The sequence below is a fragment of the Pseudomonas sp. C7.1 genome (assembly GCF_056312395.1).
Genome location: NZ_JBWDTL010000001.1, coordinates 167,507 through 182,482 on the forward strand (window position 1 = coordinate 167,507; position 14,976 = coordinate 182,482).

General features: G+C 56.7%; 22 protein-coding genes. 10 read left to right on the forward strand and 12 right to left on the reverse strand.

The genetic code is table 11. The features are described from left to right. Window positions 1-17: 17 nt before the first annotated feature. From AC0T4W_RS00945 to AC0T4W_RS00970, 6 genes are all read right to left on the reverse strand, one after another. Window positions 18-644: a hypothetical protein gene (locus AC0T4W_RS00945; RefSeq protein WP_476314896.1), complete on the reverse strand. Its 627-nt coding sequence runs from the start codon at window positions 642-644 to the stop codon at window positions 18-20. A gap of 90 nt (window positions 645-734) precedes the next feature. Beyond that, window positions 735-1,457: a hypothetical protein gene (locus AC0T4W_RS00950; protein ID WP_476314899.1), complete on the reverse strand. Its 723-nt coding sequence runs from the start codon at window positions 1,455-1,457 to the stop codon at window positions 735-737. After that, window positions 1,444-1,650 carry a hypothetical protein gene (locus AC0T4W_RS00955; protein ID WP_476314902.1) on the reverse strand — a complete coding sequence of 69 codons (207 nt, stop codon included), beginning with the start codon at window positions 1,648-1,650 and terminating at the stop codon, window positions 1,444-1,446. The genes AC0T4W_RS00950 and AC0T4W_RS00955 overlap by 14 nt, the downstream gene beginning before the upstream one ends. A 78-nt stretch (window positions 1,651-1,728) precedes the next feature. After that, window positions 1,729-1,923, reverse strand: coding sequence for a hypothetical protein (locus tag AC0T4W_RS00960; RefSeq protein WP_476314905.1), 195 nt, complete (start codon window positions 1,921-1,923; stop codon window positions 1,729-1,731). 90 nt (window positions 1,924-2,013) lie between these two features. Next, window positions 2,014-2,655 (reverse strand): SOS response-associated peptidase, encoded by a 642-nt coding sequence (locus AC0T4W_RS00965; RefSeq protein WP_476314908.1) that lies wholly within the window; start codon window positions 2,653-2,655, stop codon window positions 2,014-2,016. 86 nt (window positions 2,656-2,741) lie between these two features. Then, window positions 2,742-3,173 carry a hypothetical protein gene (locus tag AC0T4W_RS00970; protein ID WP_476314911.1) on the reverse strand — a complete coding sequence of 144 codons (432 nt, stop codon included), beginning with the start codon at window positions 3,171-3,173 and terminating at the stop codon, window positions 2,742-2,744. Window positions 3,174-3,423: 250 nt separating this feature from the next. On the opposite strand from AC0T4W_RS00970, the gene AC0T4W_RS00975 reads away from it, so the two are divergent. The 9 genes from AC0T4W_RS00975 (at window position 3,424) to AC0T4W_RS01015 (ending at window position 7,870) form a co-directional block, all read left to right on the forward strand. Beyond that, window positions 3,424-3,690 carry a hypothetical protein gene (locus AC0T4W_RS00975; RefSeq protein ID WP_476314914.1) on the forward strand — a complete coding sequence of 89 codons (267 nt, stop codon included), beginning with the start codon at window positions 3,424-3,426 and terminating at the stop codon, window positions 3,688-3,690. Beyond that, window positions 3,687-4,034, forward strand: coding sequence for a hypothetical protein (locus tag AC0T4W_RS00980; protein WP_476314916.1), 348 nt, complete (start codon window positions 3,687-3,689; stop codon window positions 4,032-4,034). Before AC0T4W_RS00975 ends, AC0T4W_RS00980 begins: the two co-directional genes overlap by 4 nt. Before the next feature lie 12 nt (window positions 4,035-4,046). Further along, complete coding sequence (locus tag AC0T4W_RS00985) at window positions 4,047-4,262, forward strand: hypothetical protein (protein ID WP_476314919.1); 216 nt, start codon at window positions 4,047-4,049, stop codon at window positions 4,260-4,262. Continuing rightward, complete coding sequence (locus tag AC0T4W_RS00990; protein ID WP_476314922.1) at window positions 4,259-4,432, forward strand: hypothetical protein; 174 nt, start codon at window positions 4,259-4,261, stop codon at window positions 4,430-4,432. The genes AC0T4W_RS00985 and AC0T4W_RS00990 overlap by 4 nt, the downstream gene beginning before the upstream one ends. A gap of 34 nt (window positions 4,433-4,466) precedes the next feature. Next, window positions 4,467-4,997: a hypothetical protein gene (locus AC0T4W_RS00995; protein ID WP_476314924.1), complete on the forward strand. Its 531-nt coding sequence runs from the start codon at window positions 4,467-4,469 to the stop codon at window positions 4,995-4,997. Window positions 4,998-5,059: 62 nt separating this feature from the next. Continuing rightward, on the forward strand, window positions 5,060-5,491 hold the full coding sequence (locus tag AC0T4W_RS01000; RefSeq protein ID WP_476314927.1) for a hypothetical protein: 432 nt from the start codon (window positions 5,060-5,062) through the stop codon (window positions 5,489-5,491). 63 nt (window positions 5,492-5,554) lie between these two features. After that, window positions 5,555-5,983, forward strand: a complete 429-nt coding sequence (locus AC0T4W_RS01005) for a LexA family protein (protein WP_476314930.1) — start codon at window positions 5,555-5,557, stop codon at window positions 5,981-5,983. Further along, on the forward strand, window positions 5,959-7,269 hold the full coding sequence (locus AC0T4W_RS01010; protein WP_476314932.1) for a Y-family DNA polymerase: 1,311 nt from the start codon (window positions 5,959-5,961) through the stop codon (window positions 7,267-7,269). The genes AC0T4W_RS01005 and AC0T4W_RS01010 overlap by 25 nt, the downstream gene beginning before the upstream one ends. Before the next feature lie 136 nt (window positions 7,270-7,405). After that, window positions 7,406-7,870, forward strand: coding sequence for an RNA chaperone Hfq (locus AC0T4W_RS01015; protein ID WP_476314935.1), 465 nt, complete (start codon window positions 7,406-7,408; stop codon window positions 7,868-7,870). Window positions 7,871-7,904: 34 nt separating this feature from the next. Here AC0T4W_RS01015 and AC0T4W_RS01020 read toward each other — a convergent pair whose 3' ends face one another. The 5 genes from AC0T4W_RS01020 to AC0T4W_RS01040 form a co-directional block, all read right to left on the reverse strand. Next, the gene (locus tag AC0T4W_RS01020) at window positions 7,905-8,165 is read right to left on the reverse strand and encodes a hypothetical protein (protein WP_476314938.1); all 261 of its coding nucleotides are present in this window, start codon (window positions 8,163-8,165) and stop codon (window positions 7,905-7,907) included. A gap of 8 nt (window positions 8,166-8,173) precedes the next feature. Beyond that, the gene (locus AC0T4W_RS01025) at window positions 8,174-8,467 is read right to left on the reverse strand and encodes a hypothetical protein (protein WP_476314940.1); all 294 of its coding nucleotides are present in this window, start codon (window positions 8,465-8,467) and stop codon (window positions 8,174-8,176) included. Window positions 8,468-8,593: 126 nt separating this feature from the next. Further along, window positions 8,594-8,914 carry a hypothetical protein gene (locus AC0T4W_RS01030; RefSeq protein WP_476314943.1) on the reverse strand — a complete coding sequence of 107 codons (321 nt, stop codon included), beginning with the start codon at window positions 8,912-8,914 and terminating at the stop codon, window positions 8,594-8,596. Between the two features lie 78 nt (window positions 8,915-8,992). Further along, window positions 8,993-11,269: a hypothetical protein gene (locus AC0T4W_RS01035; protein ID WP_476314946.1), complete on the reverse strand. Its 2,277-nt coding sequence runs from the start codon at window positions 11,267-11,269 to the stop codon at window positions 8,993-8,995. A gap of 68 nt (window positions 11,270-11,337) precedes the next feature. Then, window positions 11,338-11,976, reverse strand: a complete 639-nt coding sequence (locus AC0T4W_RS01040; protein WP_476314949.1) for a hypothetical protein — start codon at window positions 11,974-11,976, stop codon at window positions 11,338-11,340. 662 nt (window positions 11,977-12,638) lie between these two features. On the opposite strand from AC0T4W_RS01040, the gene AC0T4W_RS01045 reads away from it, so the two are divergent. Beyond that, window positions 12,639-13,646, forward strand: a complete 1,008-nt coding sequence (locus AC0T4W_RS01045) for a hypothetical protein (protein WP_476314952.1) — start codon at window positions 12,639-12,641, stop codon at window positions 13,644-13,646. A gap of 45 nt (window positions 13,647-13,691) precedes the next feature. Here the strand turns inward: AC0T4W_RS01045 and AC0T4W_RS01050 are convergent, their stop codons facing one another. Further along, window positions 13,692-14,807 carry a tyrosine-type recombinase/integrase gene (locus AC0T4W_RS01050; protein ID WP_476314955.1) on the reverse strand — a complete coding sequence of 372 codons (1,116 nt, stop codon included), beginning with the start codon at window positions 14,805-14,807 and terminating at the stop codon, window positions 13,692-13,694. Window positions 14,808-14,976 lie beyond the last annotated feature (169 nt).

Consider the following 14,976-nt stretch of genomic DNA (forward strand, 5'->3'; position numbering starts at 1 on the left):
TAGCTCACCATCACCCACTACTTTGACGCACCCTCAAAAGTAGCGAAGGCCTCGCCCGCTTTTCGATATCGCCTGGCCGTCAAGGCTTTAGCACCACCGCCAAAACACAGCCAAAATACCAGCACCACGATAGTGAAAATCGCATAGAACCCACGGATTGAACGGGCCGTAGCCTCAATGGCCACCTCGGTCGATACAGTCTTCACGGTTTCCTCACAATCCTTAGCAAGCGGTAGACCCACCTCTGTTTCGGGGCATTTGAGGGAGATGTAATTGATCGTGCCGGGACTGGCGCCAGCGAATGCTTCGCTGAACTCGGTGAACACCGTGCGCGTCATCTGCACGTCTGGTAATTCCGAGCTGTCCCGGTAACACGCCAGCACCAGCATGAGCCCCATCAGCCCAAGCGGATAAATCACCAGCAGCTTCGTTGCTCCAAGCAAAAAGCCGAGCAGACGATATACGGCAGCGGTGATGTGCCCGAACACACGGCCAACGAACTCAATACGGTTCCAGAGTCTTGCAGCTGGATGTGGGTGATCAGTCCCTACAGGAGTAGAGATGAACTTTGCCTGGCGTGGATGCCCGTGACCGGGTTTGATTAGGCGCTGGAAGAGGCCTCGGCGAGTGGTATTCGATGACATATTTGTCTCCATAATATTGGCGGATCGGCCGCTGCCGTGTCACAGAGGCCGCCAGGGCGCGCCTGGTGGCCACTGAGTAGTTCTTTATTGCTATGACCCAGCCACGGCCTGGCGCAGGCGTTGGAAGAACCCTGCGAGATAACCTCGGATTGAGTGGGTTTGAAGGCGGATTTGCGGCTGAACGGCGATATCTCCCCTTTCCAAGCGAATCTCATACAGGTGGCCAGTCATTTCCCGCTTGAGTGCTCGCAGCACGTCCCCGTCCTCTGCCCGGTAGTTGCCAGTGTCCAGAAGCAAACTCACATGCGACCAGGTATTGCGGTACAGAGCTTCCAGCAGGAGAGGGTCGCTCATCTGGTCTGGGTCATTGATCAACCCCCGGAAAGCATCAGCAGCCCTGCTTGTTTCCGGCGACCCAATCTTGGTCAGGCGGGCAATCAGGTAGGCCAATTCCTTGGCTTCGCCCTGGCTACGGTCCTCGCCATGCCGACCGGTTTCTTGGATCGCATCGCGGACCTGGAGGTGCAGCGTAAACAGCTGTGCGAGGGAATAGCGACGCCAGTCGGTATGACCATGCCCTTCGGGTTCATCAATCAGGCGCATTATTTCGTTGAGGTCTGCTTCCAGGTAACGGAGTCGTTTATTTCCCGAGCTGAACCGGAGTGCGTTCACCGCCACTACCTTCGCACGCTGGAATACCTCGATCGCTATGTGCGGCCTCTCCTGAGCGAGGTGACCGGCGATCCTGGACATGACATCAACCGCCTCCCAGCACAGCTCATCGGCAATTGTTAGGTGCTCATGCTTGCCCATCGGGACCGTCCTTTACTGAGTCAATGTTGAATTCGTCGGCCGCGCTTGCTTGCGACAGGGTGAAGATCAGGGCGCCACAGATGCCGGCACCCAGCACCCCCACACCAAAATCACCACCCAACCAGTTGAATAGCGCAAAGCCGATTCCGACCAGGCCAAATACAAGCTTCAAAAATGTGTAGCTGTTGATCATCGAGTAACAATCCAGAACGAAGCGTAATTGGCTGTGTTGATATGCACTCACGGGCGGTAGTTGGGAAATACCCCCACCCTAGCGGCGACGGGCCGAGCGCCTGGTCGGCAAAATGCAATTCACGCACTGTTTGACCAGCGCCAGCACCAGCGCGACGATCAGCAGGCGCGCGAAAAGGTGCTCCGTAAACGCAAGGTTTCGAACAGCGATAAGGGCGAGGGTGGTTGTGTAGCTCACCACGACCGTATCGTGGGCGATGCGAATCAGGGACATGACGCATACCGAGGGTGGATATGCTCTGATCCTATGAGGCGCGCCAGTCAGCTGCCACCGAATGGCATGGTAAAACCGCTCAGTGCAGCGTTAGGCGGCCGACTCAGCGTGCAGTCGATCAGCAGGGTACTGCCGCAAGAAGTCCCGACTTTGCTCGGGGGAGGCGCGTAGCCAGTCTGCATGCAGCCCGTTGGGCAGTATCACTACCATGCGCCGCTCATCCTCAGGGCGGTGGAACTGGCTCATCAGCGGGTGATCGGCGGCGTTGATGGTCAGCATGGTGTAGCTAAAGGTCTCAACTCCCTCGGGACTGACCCAGCGCTCCCATAGCCCGGCGATACCCATAAGCCCGCCGTCCTTCCGGGTGATTCTCGTTGGAATCGCCTTACCGCTGCGCCAGTCCGGCTCGTAGATCGCGCGGGCGGGGATGATCGCGTGCCGAGCCTCGCGCCAGGCTGTGCGAAAGGAATTCTTCTCCGCTACTGTTTCAGATCGAGCGTTGTAGGTCTTGCGGGCCAGCTTTTGGTCCTCGGCCCAGTGCGGGAGTAGGCCGAAGACGCCGGCCACGACCTCGATCTCTTGCTCTACGCCGTCTTGGTGCTCAGATGAACGCCGCCGCACGAAAGGCCCAATGTATCCAGGCCAGAGATCAAGCTTGAGCTGCTGGTCTGGTTGAGCGCCGTACACGCTCTGGAGCTGCGGCGAATCTGGGGCTTCGTAGTGGCTGCACATTGACGGACACTCCCTGAGGCTTACCAGTTAAGCCGGCAAGCGGTTTGACCGCTCCCCAACAAAATCACTCCACGCGAAGACAACTCTCAGACGGCAGGCTTGTCGTCAGGCCTCTCTGCGTTACGGGATTCGCCGAGCAGGCGCAGTAGCCAGTGCACATTCTCGACCTTGGCCATCACCACCAGGGCGGGCCGGACACGATCCCAGCGCCACCAAACCATAAGCGCGGCTCCAACTGGCACCGCAAGGGACATACCGTTGAAGAACACCCGCATTGCTGGCCTGAGATCGCTGATCATCCCCATAGCGATAGCCACAAGCAGCGCCAGGCCAGCTACAACCTTCACTACCGAGACAATGGCGCTATTGCCAGCAGGATTGGACCGCCACCAGAAAACGCCGAATGCCAGACCAACACCAACGCCTTGCAACCAGGGTAGGGTGCCCCAGTTCTCGATACCGGTGAGCCCGGCGCCGAGAATCACTATGACTACGGCGATGGCAACGTAAATGGTCATTCAACAGCTCCTGAGTTTTGATGCGGCCTGTGCGTAGGATAACCCCCGGCTGCCTGCATCCCCAACCTTCCGCACCCACCCGTTGGCATAAAGCGCTGGGGCCGCGAGCCAGAGCGTCGATACGCAGTTTTCACACCCAAATGGCCAAGCCAATTCGAGACGCTGTGCGAGAATTCCAATTCCGATCCTTGGGTTTGGAGGGGGCCGTATATTCGTGAACGGCCCTAGATTTAAACCGATGAGAACATCCATGCCACGACACCTTGTCCGCTCCACCGGTGAAGCACTTGCGTTCATTACCGACTGCACTCTGGCGACTGTTGCCCGCCTGGCAGCCCGGAGCACCCCTCAAAAGGAAGAATTGCAGCGTCAATGCGCAATTGCCCAAGCCGGCATCGGTTGGATGGATGAGTTTGGGATCGACTACAGCAGCACCCGTGCAGCTCAAGTCAAAGTGGCCGGTGGCAAAGTCGAGGACTGGGCCGCCCAATTCCGTGAACCTGGGAGTCAGGTATGACAGCTATCTCTTCGCTCCACAAAGAAGCAGCCAATTTCGTTGAGATGTACTTGTTCGCGCTGGTGGGTGAGCTCAAGCAGTGGCGTGCGGGCAACAAACTCCCTGCGCCTAGCCGGTTCCGTTTCTTGGCATCACTTTGTTCTTACATGCCTGACGGTGCGGACCTCCAGGAAGCGGAGCGCCTTGTTGTCGAGGCCTCACTACGCCGGGTTACCGATGAGCCCTTCCTACCGGACGCTGAATTCCGCGAGGTGTGGGAGCGTCACCACGTTGCAGGCGAACCGTCTGAGGTTGCCCGTCATTGGTTCGAGCTGGGCCGCCGCGCCAACAGCTCCACGCCGTAGGAGATCAGCACCATGCTCAAATCCTCCCTGGAAGCCCTGGTGGTTTATATCGTCTGCGCCAGCATCCTGCTGGTGTGTGCCGTGTTTCAGGCAATCCAAGAACCCCCCGATCCAGTACGGCTCAGCATCAGCGTCGTGCTGCTGTGCATTTCCACCGGCCTGGCCGTGCTGATTTACCGCAAGCTTTCCCTTGCCCTGGCAGCACCAGCAAAGGTAACTGCCCGATGACAACCTCCGAAAAGCCGGCCACATCTGGGCAAGTCCACTTTGTGCCAGTTCCAAAGCCCCTGGCCGGTCTCGCCGGCGCAGCGCTGGATGTGGCGGAGCAGGGCGGGAATCCAGACGATTTGTTGAAAATGCTCGAACACGGTTTGAACAAGGCCCGCCCGCAACAGTGATTTGCGGTCTCACTCCCCACACTCAGGATTCGTAATGCCCCGAGCAGCCAACCTCGCCGCAATCTGGATCGCAAAGCTCGGCTTTGTATGCGCAGTGTTCTTCCTGACTAAACAATGCCTCCCGATCGTGAACCATGCCGGAATGGTCGCATTGCTCGGGGCCGACGTGCTCTCACCGTCCACTTACACTCACTTCCTATCCGCCTACCTCATCCTGATGGTGGGCACCGCACTCAACCAGGTGGTCCTGGTGCCTCGGTTCAATTACCAGATCGGCGCGTTGTTGCTGACATCTCTGCCGGCATTCAGCGCGGTCCACGAGAGCATGGTTTCCAGCCTCACCGGCACGGCCCTGATGGCCTACTTCTGGGCGATCATTCTGCTGCCGTTCCTGCTTTACGGTGAGGCCGTCGCGGAAACGGTCATGCGTCTTTGCACCAGCACCGCCCCCGCAACAACCACCGGTGTTGCAAAACTATCGAGTATCCGCTGGCCCCGTGCTGCAAATTCGGCGTTTCCCCAGTATCAACCGGTCCCTAGGAGCAACGATGCCCATCAAGATTGAGGGAATCAAAGTAGGCGTCGATTTCATGTTTACCATTGGCCCTCGGCCGCAGCGAGGTGCCCATGGCAATTGAAGTGTTTAGCTACGGCGAGGGTGAACCGATCGGTGTGAATGGCCTGCCAGTTACCCCAACCGCGATCGCCCAGGATGGCAATGACCTGATAGCTGTGCTCCCAGACGACTGGGTGGTAAAGCTGATCGGCTGGACCGGTGTCAGTGCCGGCACCCAGGAGGGGATCGATCCAGGCGGTGAACCTCAGTCATTCTGGGACTGCACACCGGTGCGCTACGGGCGGCCCGGTTTATACAACCTGGTGGCAGCCTTTCCCAAGGCTGTTCAAACAATCCAGACCGAGCGCCTGGCCGGGGGCAAGCGAATTAAGCGCTGGGAAGCGTCCGCTGTGGGGCTCTGCGCTGAGGTTCTGGAGAACCATGAAGTCGCTGCCACCGTCGCAGCAAAGGGCTGGCACACGGCACTGCGCACTCTCCGCTGATCCGCCCTCACTCTCACGTTTTGGTTAGCTGCTATACACTGTACGGACATACAGGTAGCAGCTATGACGATTTACGCCCCGAAACCTATACTTCTCAACCCCACGCCTATCCGGGTATCCCTGCACCCGGAGGTTAACTGCGGGTGGCCATCTCCCGCCCTGGACTACGAAGAGCCCCCGCTAAGCCTCGACGAACTTGTGGGCGTTTCTGCCTGCTCGACCTTCTATGCCGTCGCGCGGGGCCACTCTATGACCGGCGCCGACATTCGAGATGGCGACATCCTGGTGATCGACAAAGCGGCTACTTCTGGCATCGACGACGTGGTGGTCGCGGTGGTGAACAACGATTTCACTGTGAAGAGGCTGAAAAAGATCGATGGCACGTTGTGCCTGGTCCCTGACAACCCCGACATGCTCCCACTGACCTTCGGTGACGGGGAGGAAGTCATTCTCTGGGGCAAAGTGACATGGGTTCTGCGAAAGCTCCACTGAGCACCAGCACCGAGATAGTCGGACTGGTTGATGGCCACTGCTTCTACGTCTCCGCACATCGCTTGTTTGAGCCCCGGCTGATCGGGAGGCCAGTTGTCGTTCTTTCCAACAACGACGGTGCGGTGGTCAGTCGGAGCGATGAAGCCAAAGCCCTCGGCGTCAAGATGTCACAGCCGGCGTTTCAACTGGGCCACCTGGTGCAGCGGGAGGGGCTGATATTACGCAGCAGCAACTATCCGCTGTACCAGGATATGCATCGCCGCATGATGCTTGCGGTACAGAGCTGCGGCGTCGATATCGACGTGTACTCAGTCGATGAATGTTTCATACGACTGACCGGAATGCCTGGTGGACCAGCGGGCATCGAAGCCATGGGCCGCCAAATCCAAAGCACGGTATTGAGAAAAACCGGTCTGCCCACCGGTGTTGGCATCTCGCGAACCAAAACCACGGCGAAGCTTTGCAACTGGGCAAGCAAGAAGTGGAAGGTGAAAACTGGTTCAGTGGTTTCGCTTCTTGACCGCGATCGGCTGGACAAACTGCTGGACTATGCCGACGTGGGCGAGGTTTGGGGGATCGGCCGCGCCTCAATAAAACGTCTAAATGACGTTGGGATCACTTCTGCGGGGGAGCTATGCCGGGCCGAAATCAGTATGATTCGCCGAGAACTGGGCAGTCATGGCGTAAAGACACTACAGGAACTCAGGTGGCATAGTTGCTTTGGATTCGGCGAAGTCGCCGGCCCCAAGCAGATGTTAGCCAGTACCAGGTCTTTCGCCGCAAGGGTCACAGACTTCCCGACCCTGGCGACAGCAGTGGCGACGCACGCTGCGAAGGTTTCTTCGAAATTAAGGGCTCAGAAGTCACTTGCTTGCGCTGTACGGGTGTTTATACGAACCAGCGAATTTGCGACAATCGAAAGGAACTATTCAAAGTCAGCGCTTTCAGTGTTCACGCGGCCTACAAGCGATACGAGAGAAATCACTGAAACCGTAATTTTGTTACTTCGTCAAATCTACCGCGACGGGGTAGAGTGGGCAAAATGCGGCGTGCTGATCACAGAGACGATCGGCGAGATTGGCAATATTGCCGATATATTTGCGCCACCTGTTCGGCCAAAAAGCGCAGAGTTAATGGCGACAATTGACAGAATTAACAAGCTGTCTGGCGTCGGTACAGTTCGCTTCGGCCGGGAGTCCGCCGATCGCCATCTTGGCGTGAAGCGTGAGCATGGCAAAGCCAGGCCCACCACGTGCTGGAGCGAACTGATAACAGTGAAAATCTGACGGACAGGCCCAATTGGCCCAGGACGGAACCGTCAAAGCAACAGCGGCACAGGGCATGCGCTGAGTGAACGTCTCGGGTTGTAACCGAGTTTCGATAGTAATTGGCGCACCCCGGTTCTTTATATGCAGGCTTTTGATGAGTGAAGTAGCCATGGACGGCCCCGACCAAACCACAAGCGATGGCAAAATGATCGATCGCTCGGTACGAGAGCAGGATCGCTTCCTCGACCATTGCGCAAGGCACCGGGTCGAGGTGACGCTGTTCCTTATGTCAGGGAGTCAGTTCATCGGGATTGTTTTCGACCACGATCGCAAATGCATTCTCCTGGGCGGTAAGAGCCAGAAGAAAGAACCCCGCTTGATCATGAAGAGCTACATTTCGCTGGTTATTCCCACTGAGCCGATTGAGCTGTTCATCCAGTATCGGGGGATGGGTACTTCGCTAACACGCAAGCGGCTACTCAAGAAAGCCAAGCGCGCGCAGGACGGCGGAAGAACGTCACTCAGCGTCAGGTCAAAGCAGAACGCGAAGACCAGTACAAAGCCCAAGGCTGGTGCGAGAATCACCACGAAACGCAAGCTTCGGCCCCCGGCCGAATGAACCAACAAAAATGGCTGCCCGAGGGCAGCCATTTTTATGCACTATCAGTTGGCACCTTCGGCACCACACAAGGATCACTTAGCCAGCGCCCGCTGCTTTCGACATCCTCCACCCAGTTCGGCCGCCGCCACCAATAAGCCTGGCTGTTCGGCTCGCCGAGCTTGAGCCAGACGATTGCTGAGCCGGGGCGTAGCAGGGCATGGGTGGTGCCTTCGGGCGCGTCTGGCCAGTCTCGGACTTTGCTTGTGGAATGATCATCGAGCAAATGTCCTGAATCATGCCCTTGTTCAACCACGACAATTCCTACTGCTGCTTCTTGAAATCACAGGTCGTGTTCTTCTCTCGGTCGGAGCAAAAACCGTACTTGTCCTCCTGCTGAATGGTTTGCTTTAGCAGGTCCGCAAACACCGGGGTGTTGAGCACCACATCAATCTGGTCGTCGTCGTACTTGGTTCCCTGTGCTTCCTCCATGCGTTCCAGCACTTTCAATGCAGTCGGCATTGCGAACTGGAGCGCTTCACGCTTCGACAACTCACTAGCCACTGCTATCGGCGAGAGGGTGGTGGCCACCAGCAATGCAGCCATAAAATATTTCATCGTTGATCCTCCTATTAATTTGTATTGCTGCGGGCAGCTGGCCCTCTTTAGCTGTCTGCCCGCGCCAGCAATCCGTGTGCAGCGTCTAATTACCCCAGATGGATTTCTTACACATGGCCATGCCAGTCAGCTTGCAGACTGGTGGCCAGGATCAGCTCGACGTGCCGTGAAGAAGATAGCGATGTTCAGTAATGCAACCGCAGCAATGCATGCACACAAAATCGAGAAAGGGGTCGTGCCGTTGAATGCTTCTTGAGCCAATGCACGAACATCAGGCTGCGCCAGCAAGCCAGCATCCGAAACTCTCGCCACAAATTGGACCAATGCGGAGGTCTTCACTACTTCATTCAGCAGGAACCAAAATAGAGCAGCAACCAGCAATACGGGGGTCACTAGAACAGACACCCAGGCCCATGCTGGAAGAATTCGAGGTTTGATTGTCATCATCAGTAGCTTCCTTTTTGGCAACGTGTGCCTTGCTTTAGCGAATGGCCCAATCGGAGGGCCGACATTGTGTTGCAATCGTTAAGTGCTGGAACTCACTTCGAGGTGCGGCCCGGCGTAAGCGATCACCACGCGGCCCTCGAATATTTCAAAGAAGATGCGCATAGATGTCTTGCCCGGCTGGTTGCAGACGCGCAGGTGCTTCTTGAAAACGTGGGTCTCCCCTAGGTACTGGAATTCCCGCATAGCGCGAAGCCTGGCTGAACTGAGAGTCGATTGGGACTCCTGGGCGGAATATGACTTACCTCCGAGCAAGTCCCGCGCTTCGGAATCTGGTTTACCGCTGTTGATTGCATCAAGGTACGGGTGAACCAAGCGATCAAGCAGATCGAGCATGCGATCGGCAGAACCGAATACAGGCGGATATTCCGCGACGGACTCCCAAGCGCTGGGCAGTATCACAACACGCTCGCCGGCAATGAAATCTATGTAGGCCAGCACCTCATCAGCGCCCAGGGCCTCGCGCGCCACAACACGACGAATCAAGGATGGATTGCACTGCATGTGATCTTCCTTGGTGGTGAACACCCGAAGGGCCTCTGCCTTCTGCCGGAGACCATGGGCCTCAAACCGTGCACCTTCCAACTCGTGCCGCAGGTGGTTCTCGTTGGCCTGGGCGGTAGCCAGCGCATTGCGTAGAGCTGCCATCTGTTCACTTTCAGGTATTACGGCCGGCGCAGGCGCGGCGACCAGGCGCGGCATATCCTGGTTCTTGGCCTTGGCCGGTGGAGTCTGCTTGGGGCCCGGCGCAGGGAGTGCCGGCAGCAAAGCCTTCATGCCCTCGTAGAAGGCCGCCCACACTGCCGAGTAGGCTTCGCTGTCCTTCATGGCGACCTGGAACCACTCTCTGTGCGACAGGATTTCCTTACGAGCCTCTTCGGCCAGGGTCGCCAGCTGCAACATCCCAGAGACCGATGGAACCTTTGAGAGCTCAGTGATCTTCGCGTGCACCTTGCTAAGGTTGGCCATACGCTTCTCAGCATCAACAAGCAGCGCCTCGATATCGAATGCAGCGGACTCCTGCTTGATCAGCGATTTAACCAGTTGCAGGGCCTTTGTTTGATCGGCCACCGCGAAGAACTCCACCGGTCGGCCTACCAGATTCCTCGGCAGGGTCTCTCCATCGACCTTGATTTCAAGGGCGACGCTGTACCGGTCAAAAGCATCCAGTAGTTGCTGGTAACGCGGCGCTGCCTCCTGAGTACAGAACTGTTGATATAGGGCAGCGATGGTGCGCGGTATTCCCGCCTGTACAACAACGCGCGGTTCAACACCCTCAACCGCCACCAGGGTTTGGCTGGCGGAACCAGCTCGTGCGTCCTCGGCTACGACCTGCATCAGGTAGGCGATCGTCGCGTGAGTTTCGGCAATACCGACCTGCTCCCAAATGCTCTTGTCGGCGGCACGACTGCTCAGGGTGACGCCGGCGAACTTAAACTGGTAGGAAACGCACTCCTTGAGGTCGGGAGCGTGAATAGCAATTAGAGCGGCAAGGCGGGGGGTGCAGTAGTGAAACAGGACATTGCCGGCCAATAGCACTCGTGCACGCTCCAGGGCGCTCATACCGTTCGCTTTCACCTTGTCGCTGATAGCAGCGAGGAATAGCAGGGTGTCGGCGTAGTTTGAGTGATAGGCACCGTTGTCGAACATAACCTGCATGAAAGGCCATCGCCGCACGATCTCGGCGGCGATCTCAACAGCCGTCCGGTTGGCGAGAGTGTCGCGAATTCTTTCTTCTTCAACGCCAAGGATTTGCCGAAGGTTCCATTCCAGCCTGACCTTGGGGTTTGCAAGCCGGCCATCCTCGGCGGACAAGTGCGGGTAAAACATTGCACCAATGCGAATAGAGCAGTTGGCCATAGTGAGAAGGGCGGTTGGTTGGCTACGGCGAAACCGCTTCAACAGCAGCGCTACTTCGGGTGTCCGCACGTTATGCAGAATGTCTGCTGCCCGCGTAGCGTTCTGAGCCGATCCGAACCACAGGCTCCAGACCGAGTGCGCCAGGTGCTCGTTTCGCATCGGCGTTGGCAGATCAAAGTCACAGTTGAGGCCGAAATCCATGTCCTCTCGGCTCATATCTTCGCAGAGCCAATCCTTGAGTGACTTGAAAGGCGCCGCGCCGGAGTCTTGCTCATCAACGAGCGCAGGACTGGATGACTCAGGAACTGGACTGTGGCTTGGCGCAACCTGGTCAGCAGCAGTCAAGCCCGCGACGGCCAGAGACGGGGCAGGCTGAGGATGCGCTTGGCGCGCACTTAGGATTGCAATGTCGAATGCTGGCTTTAGATTGATGCTCACAAAAACTCCATGATCGACAGAAACGAGAAAGGGATCGTAATAACGATCCCTTTCTTCGATTCAACACCCTAGCGTGTTAGAGAGCTGGGCGTCAGGAAACCAACCAGGCATAAGCGCGCGGCTTTTGGCAGCCCCTTGAACATGTGATTCCCGTTCTGAGAGAACTCTACCAACGTCGCGTTGGCTTCCTCTTCGTTAAAGGGCTCAACCTGATCAGTGAAAACGATACCGTGGTCATACGCAATACGGCGCAGTGCACGCAAGTTTACGTGGGTAGCTCGCTGGGCTTGATTGAGGGTATGGGTCTTGGAAAGAACCATCAGGCGCTCGATGAACTGGTTCTCGCGATCTATCAACGCTTTGCGGGAAGCCGCATCAAGCGCCGGGGATAGAACCAGGCCGTTTTCGCCGGGGGAGGGTTGGATCGGCTTGAGCTGCCGAACCCGAGCTTCTTCTTTGAGGCGGGCCAGTTCTCGCCGTAGTCTGCGAGTGAGATCAGGAGCCCTGTTCTCGGCCGAGGCAAATGTTATGCCCTTATCATCGCCGTACTTGCGCATAAACTGGGTAGAGACCAGAAATGCGCGTGCTACTTCTTTAGCAGTGAAACGCCTGGAGAGCTCGATAACTCTTTCATGGAATTTACGCTGGGCATCCGACACTGAGTCGGGCGCGCACGGTTCCGCCGTCACAACTGACATTGTATTCATACACCCCCCCAAAGGGACACTAACCTGTCTGCGGCTGGGGTTCCCGATGGCCATAGGGGGCATAACTAAGGAGGGGATTTAAGCAACACCATCCTTCGTTGCGACCGCCAGGGGCTCATCCTCCCCTGCACAATTTGCGTGCTGCGTGCCAAAGGCATCAACAGTCCGCTATATCCCGATCTGTGATCGAGTGCGGCGATGGTACTAGCAGCAAAGTGCTATGCCAAGCGTCGAACCCGAGATTCGGGAATGAGACTTAGTGCACGATTGTTAACCAAAACGGCACAAACCGCGCTGGAACTGGGCTTTCAAGGCATTTTAGGGCGGCGCCAGACAATCACCTTGCAGGAAAAGTTCCGACGAAATGCAGGCGTCAAAATTGCGAAACCGCTTTTTGCAGTGCGGGCGTCTACCTCGCAGCTCCCAGGGCAGCCCCTCCAAAACACCAAGCAGCATCCCAAAAATCCGCGCCAGCTACCGTGAGACCCCCGTCACGAAATCGGTCATTTGATGTCTGCCCTCTCTGGTGGCGGGTTGACCATTAAGGGATTTTCGGAGCCGGTTGGACAGCACCTCAAACTAGCTCTAATTTGAGTGATGGCTACCGGCCATACTGGATGTAGGTGGCTGACATAAATTACGGACACACAAGGACGATCAACATGCGCCTACACATGGTCACCGCATCAACTCTATCCCTCGCAATACTCGCCGGCTGCTCCAGTCAACCCAAAGCCCTTTACCAGATACCACCTGAACAGTCGGATACCTACAAGGGAGACTTTGAGGGTCTGACCAAATTCAGCCTGGCCAAGAGCCAGCTGGTTATCGACTATCCGGACGCTGAGAAGAAAAAGCCGCCACAGATGCTCTCAATTCCTGCTGAGGCCGTCGCCGCAACTGGCGAACCAACTAGATTCTTCCTGCGCCAGGCTGATCCATGGGGCGTGACAACCCACCTGAAAGTCACTAAACGGGACAATACCGATCTGTTGGCAAGCATAGGCACCGAGGTCGAGGACAAGCGCAAAGAGTACATCGAGGGGGCCGGTGGGCTTCTGATTGGTCTTCTTGGGGTAATGGCTATGACCACTGACGCAGATGCGGAAGCGGGGCTGCCTTTATCGATCGACACTCACGCACTACTTCGGTCGGCCGGGGTGAAGCGCGAAGCTGCACCAGTTGATGGAAAGCTCACCCGAGCAGGCAGTACAGAGGCCGTAAACTTCACAGTCAAATTTGGTGCGATCCCAAACGACGCCATCGATGTGAAGGTGTTTGCTGATCGCGCAGCGCACACACCTCAGGAGACGATCTTCTACTCAGCGTGCAGAACTGCGACCGTTACAGTTCACAATGGCCAGCTCGGGGAAAAGCAGTTTGCCGCGACCATCGCCGACCCTCGGTATGTGCAGACAATCAAACTGCCTGAAAAGGGCTCGGTAGATATGCACAGCGCTTGTGGGGCGAACACCACCAACCTGGCTTCGTCTGCCGACAGCACATTTGATGTGTTGAACGCACTGATAGCTCAAACCAAAACAGTGCGAGAAGCCTGGGAAACTGCAAAGACCGATGCCAATGAGACCAAAAAGGCGAAGCAGGGGTTCGCGACCGAAAAAAGCGAAAACAGGTCAAAAGGCACTAATCCAGCACCAGCACCCCAATAACAACTGGGCAGTTAGAGACTGAAACAAAGAGGGGAGCACCCATCCCTAGGCGCTCCCCTCGTCCGCACCAAACGGACGCGATCGATTATCTGTGGGGATGATCGATTCAGCAACAACTTGTCCCGTGGCCACCTCACTCTTCACCGACGCCCTAACCGAGCTATTCAGTGAAGGCGCCAAAGCGAGATCGCCGAAGTCATGTCGCTCGGGCATATACCTCAAAGCGTTGTTCACGTTCTTCCAGCCGACATAACTCATCACCGATCGAATATCCCAGTTCATATCTGCCGCCCAGCTTGCGAAGCCATGTCTCATGGAGTGCGTGGAGAAATGAACGTCCAGGCCTGCATCAGCAGCGATCTGGTTAAGCAGTGGCCCAAAGCTGCGAGGATTCAATCCTGATTTGGAGACCGTGCCCCAGCGATCCACCTTGCGAAACACAAAGCCATCTACCAGACCGGCATCCTCAATCCACCGGCAATAGGCCTCGACCGGGCAACAGAATTTGAGGGCCTGCGTTTTATAGGTTTTCCCGGCGCCATCCTGATCAGTCTTTGTGTAGGGAAGGAAAACTTCGATCCGAACTCCCTTGTAGACGGTCACGAACTCAACCTTCATGCGCGAGAGTTCGTCGCTGCGAAAGCCTCGCCAGAATCCAATCAAGAGGAATGCAATGTTCCGGGAGCATTGAAGGTACTCGGACTTAGCGCCTCGACTCCAGGCCTGGGCTTTCAGTTTCTCAAGGTGAGCAACCATCGTCTTGAGGTGATCAAAGGCGATTGGGGTTGCTTGCCGTGGTGGACGGCCATGTGTCTTCGCGATTCCTGCCAGTGTCTGTTTTACACCAGCCCCCTTGGTCGGGTCAGGGTGGCCTTGCGTGCGATGCCACTCAGCAATTGCCGCGAGGCGAAGCTTGATTGTGCTCACCGCGTAATTGCGGCCGGCGAGCCAGGAAATGTATCCCTCCACCATTTTCTCACCAGCAGGCAGAAAACCTCGCCAGTTGTAGAGGAAGTCATCCGTCGCCTTCGCATAGGTTTTATCAGTATTTTTTGAGCGGCCCACCGTTTTGTAGGCCTGAACGCGACCGTGGGCTTCAACTTGTTGAGCAAGAAGATCACCGGGGTTACTAACAGCTGGGAACACGGGCTTGCTTTTCATCCACAGTCACTCAATCGGGGCGGTGTCACCTTGACCAGTATAACGACTACCCACACTCCATTTTGACAGCGGGAGAGGGTAGTGATTGGTGAGGGTAGCTTGGTGAATTGGGTGTCAGATGGGCTATTTCGCCGGGAAATGTGAGCCGACCGGAATTACCAGCCGATTC

Bases quoted from the DNA above. Each gene is read 5' to 3' on its own strand.
- AC0T4W_RS00945 (WP_476314896.1), bottom strand. From the start codon at position 644: ATGTCATCGAATACCACTCGCCGAGGCCTCTTCCAGCGCCTAATCAAA.
- AC0T4W_RS00950 (WP_476314899.1), bottom strand. From the start codon at position 1,457: ATGGGCAAGCATGAGCACCTAACAATTGCCGATGAGCTGTGCTGGGAG.
- AC0T4W_RS00955 (WP_476314902.1), bottom strand. From the start codon at position 1,650: ATGATCAACAGCTACACATTTTTGAAGCTTGTATTTGGCCTGGTCGGA.
- AC0T4W_RS00960 (WP_476314905.1), bottom strand. From the start codon at position 1,923: ATGTCCCTGATTCGCATCGCCCACGATACGGTCGTGGTGAGCTACACA.
- AC0T4W_RS00965 (WP_476314908.1), bottom strand. From the start codon at position 2,655: ATGTGCAGCCACTACGAAGCCCCAGATTCGCCGCAGCTCCAGAGCGTG.
- AC0T4W_RS00970 (WP_476314911.1), bottom strand. From the start codon at position 3,173: ATGACCATTTACGTTGCCATCGCCGTAGTCATAGTGATTCTCGGCGCC.
- AC0T4W_RS00975 (WP_476314914.1), top strand. From the start codon at position 3,424: ATGCCACGACACCTTGTCCGCTCCACCGGTGAAGCACTTGCGTTCATT.
- AC0T4W_RS00980 (WP_476314916.1), top strand. From the start codon at position 3,687: ATGACAGCTATCTCTTCGCTCCACAAAGAAGCAGCCAATTTCGTTGAG.
- AC0T4W_RS00985 (WP_476314919.1), top strand. From the start codon at position 4,047: ATGCTCAAATCCTCCCTGGAAGCCCTGGTGGTTTATATCGTCTGCGCC.
- AC0T4W_RS00990 (WP_476314922.1), top strand. From the start codon at position 4,259: ATGACAACCTCCGAAAAGCCGGCCACATCTGGGCAAGTCCACTTTGTG.
- AC0T4W_RS00995 (WP_476314924.1), top strand. From the start codon at position 4,467: ATGCCCCGAGCAGCCAACCTCGCCGCAATCTGGATCGCAAAGCTCGGC.
- AC0T4W_RS01000 (WP_476314927.1), top strand. From the start codon at position 5,060: ATGGCAATTGAAGTGTTTAGCTACGGCGAGGGTGAACCGATCGGTGTG.
- AC0T4W_RS01005 (WP_476314930.1), top strand. From the start codon at position 5,555: ATGACGATTTACGCCCCGAAACCTATACTTCTCAACCCCACGCCTATC.
- AC0T4W_RS01010 (WP_476314932.1), top strand. From the start codon at position 5,959: ATGGGTTCTGCGAAAGCTCCACTGAGCACCAGCACCGAGATAGTCGGA.
- AC0T4W_RS01015 (WP_476314935.1), top strand. From the start codon at position 7,406: ATGAGTGAAGTAGCCATGGACGGCCCCGACCAAACCACAAGCGATGGC.
- AC0T4W_RS01025 (WP_476314940.1), bottom strand. From the start codon at position 8,467: ATGAAATATTTTATGGCTGCATTGCTGGTGGCCACCACCCTCTCGCCG.
- AC0T4W_RS01030 (WP_476314943.1), bottom strand. From the start codon at position 8,914: ATGATGACAATCAAACCTCGAATTCTTCCAGCATGGGCCTGGGTGTCT.
- AC0T4W_RS01040 (WP_476314949.1), bottom strand. From the start codon at position 11,976: ATGAATACAATGTCAGTTGTGACGGCGGAACCGTGCGCGCCCGACTCA.
- AC0T4W_RS01045 (WP_476314952.1), top strand. From the start codon at position 12,639: ATGCGCCTACACATGGTCACCGCATCAACTCTATCCCTCGCAATACTC.
- AC0T4W_RS01050 (WP_476314955.1), bottom strand. From the start codon at position 14,807: ATGAAAAGCAAGCCCGTGTTCCCAGCTGTTAGTAACCCCGGTGATCTT.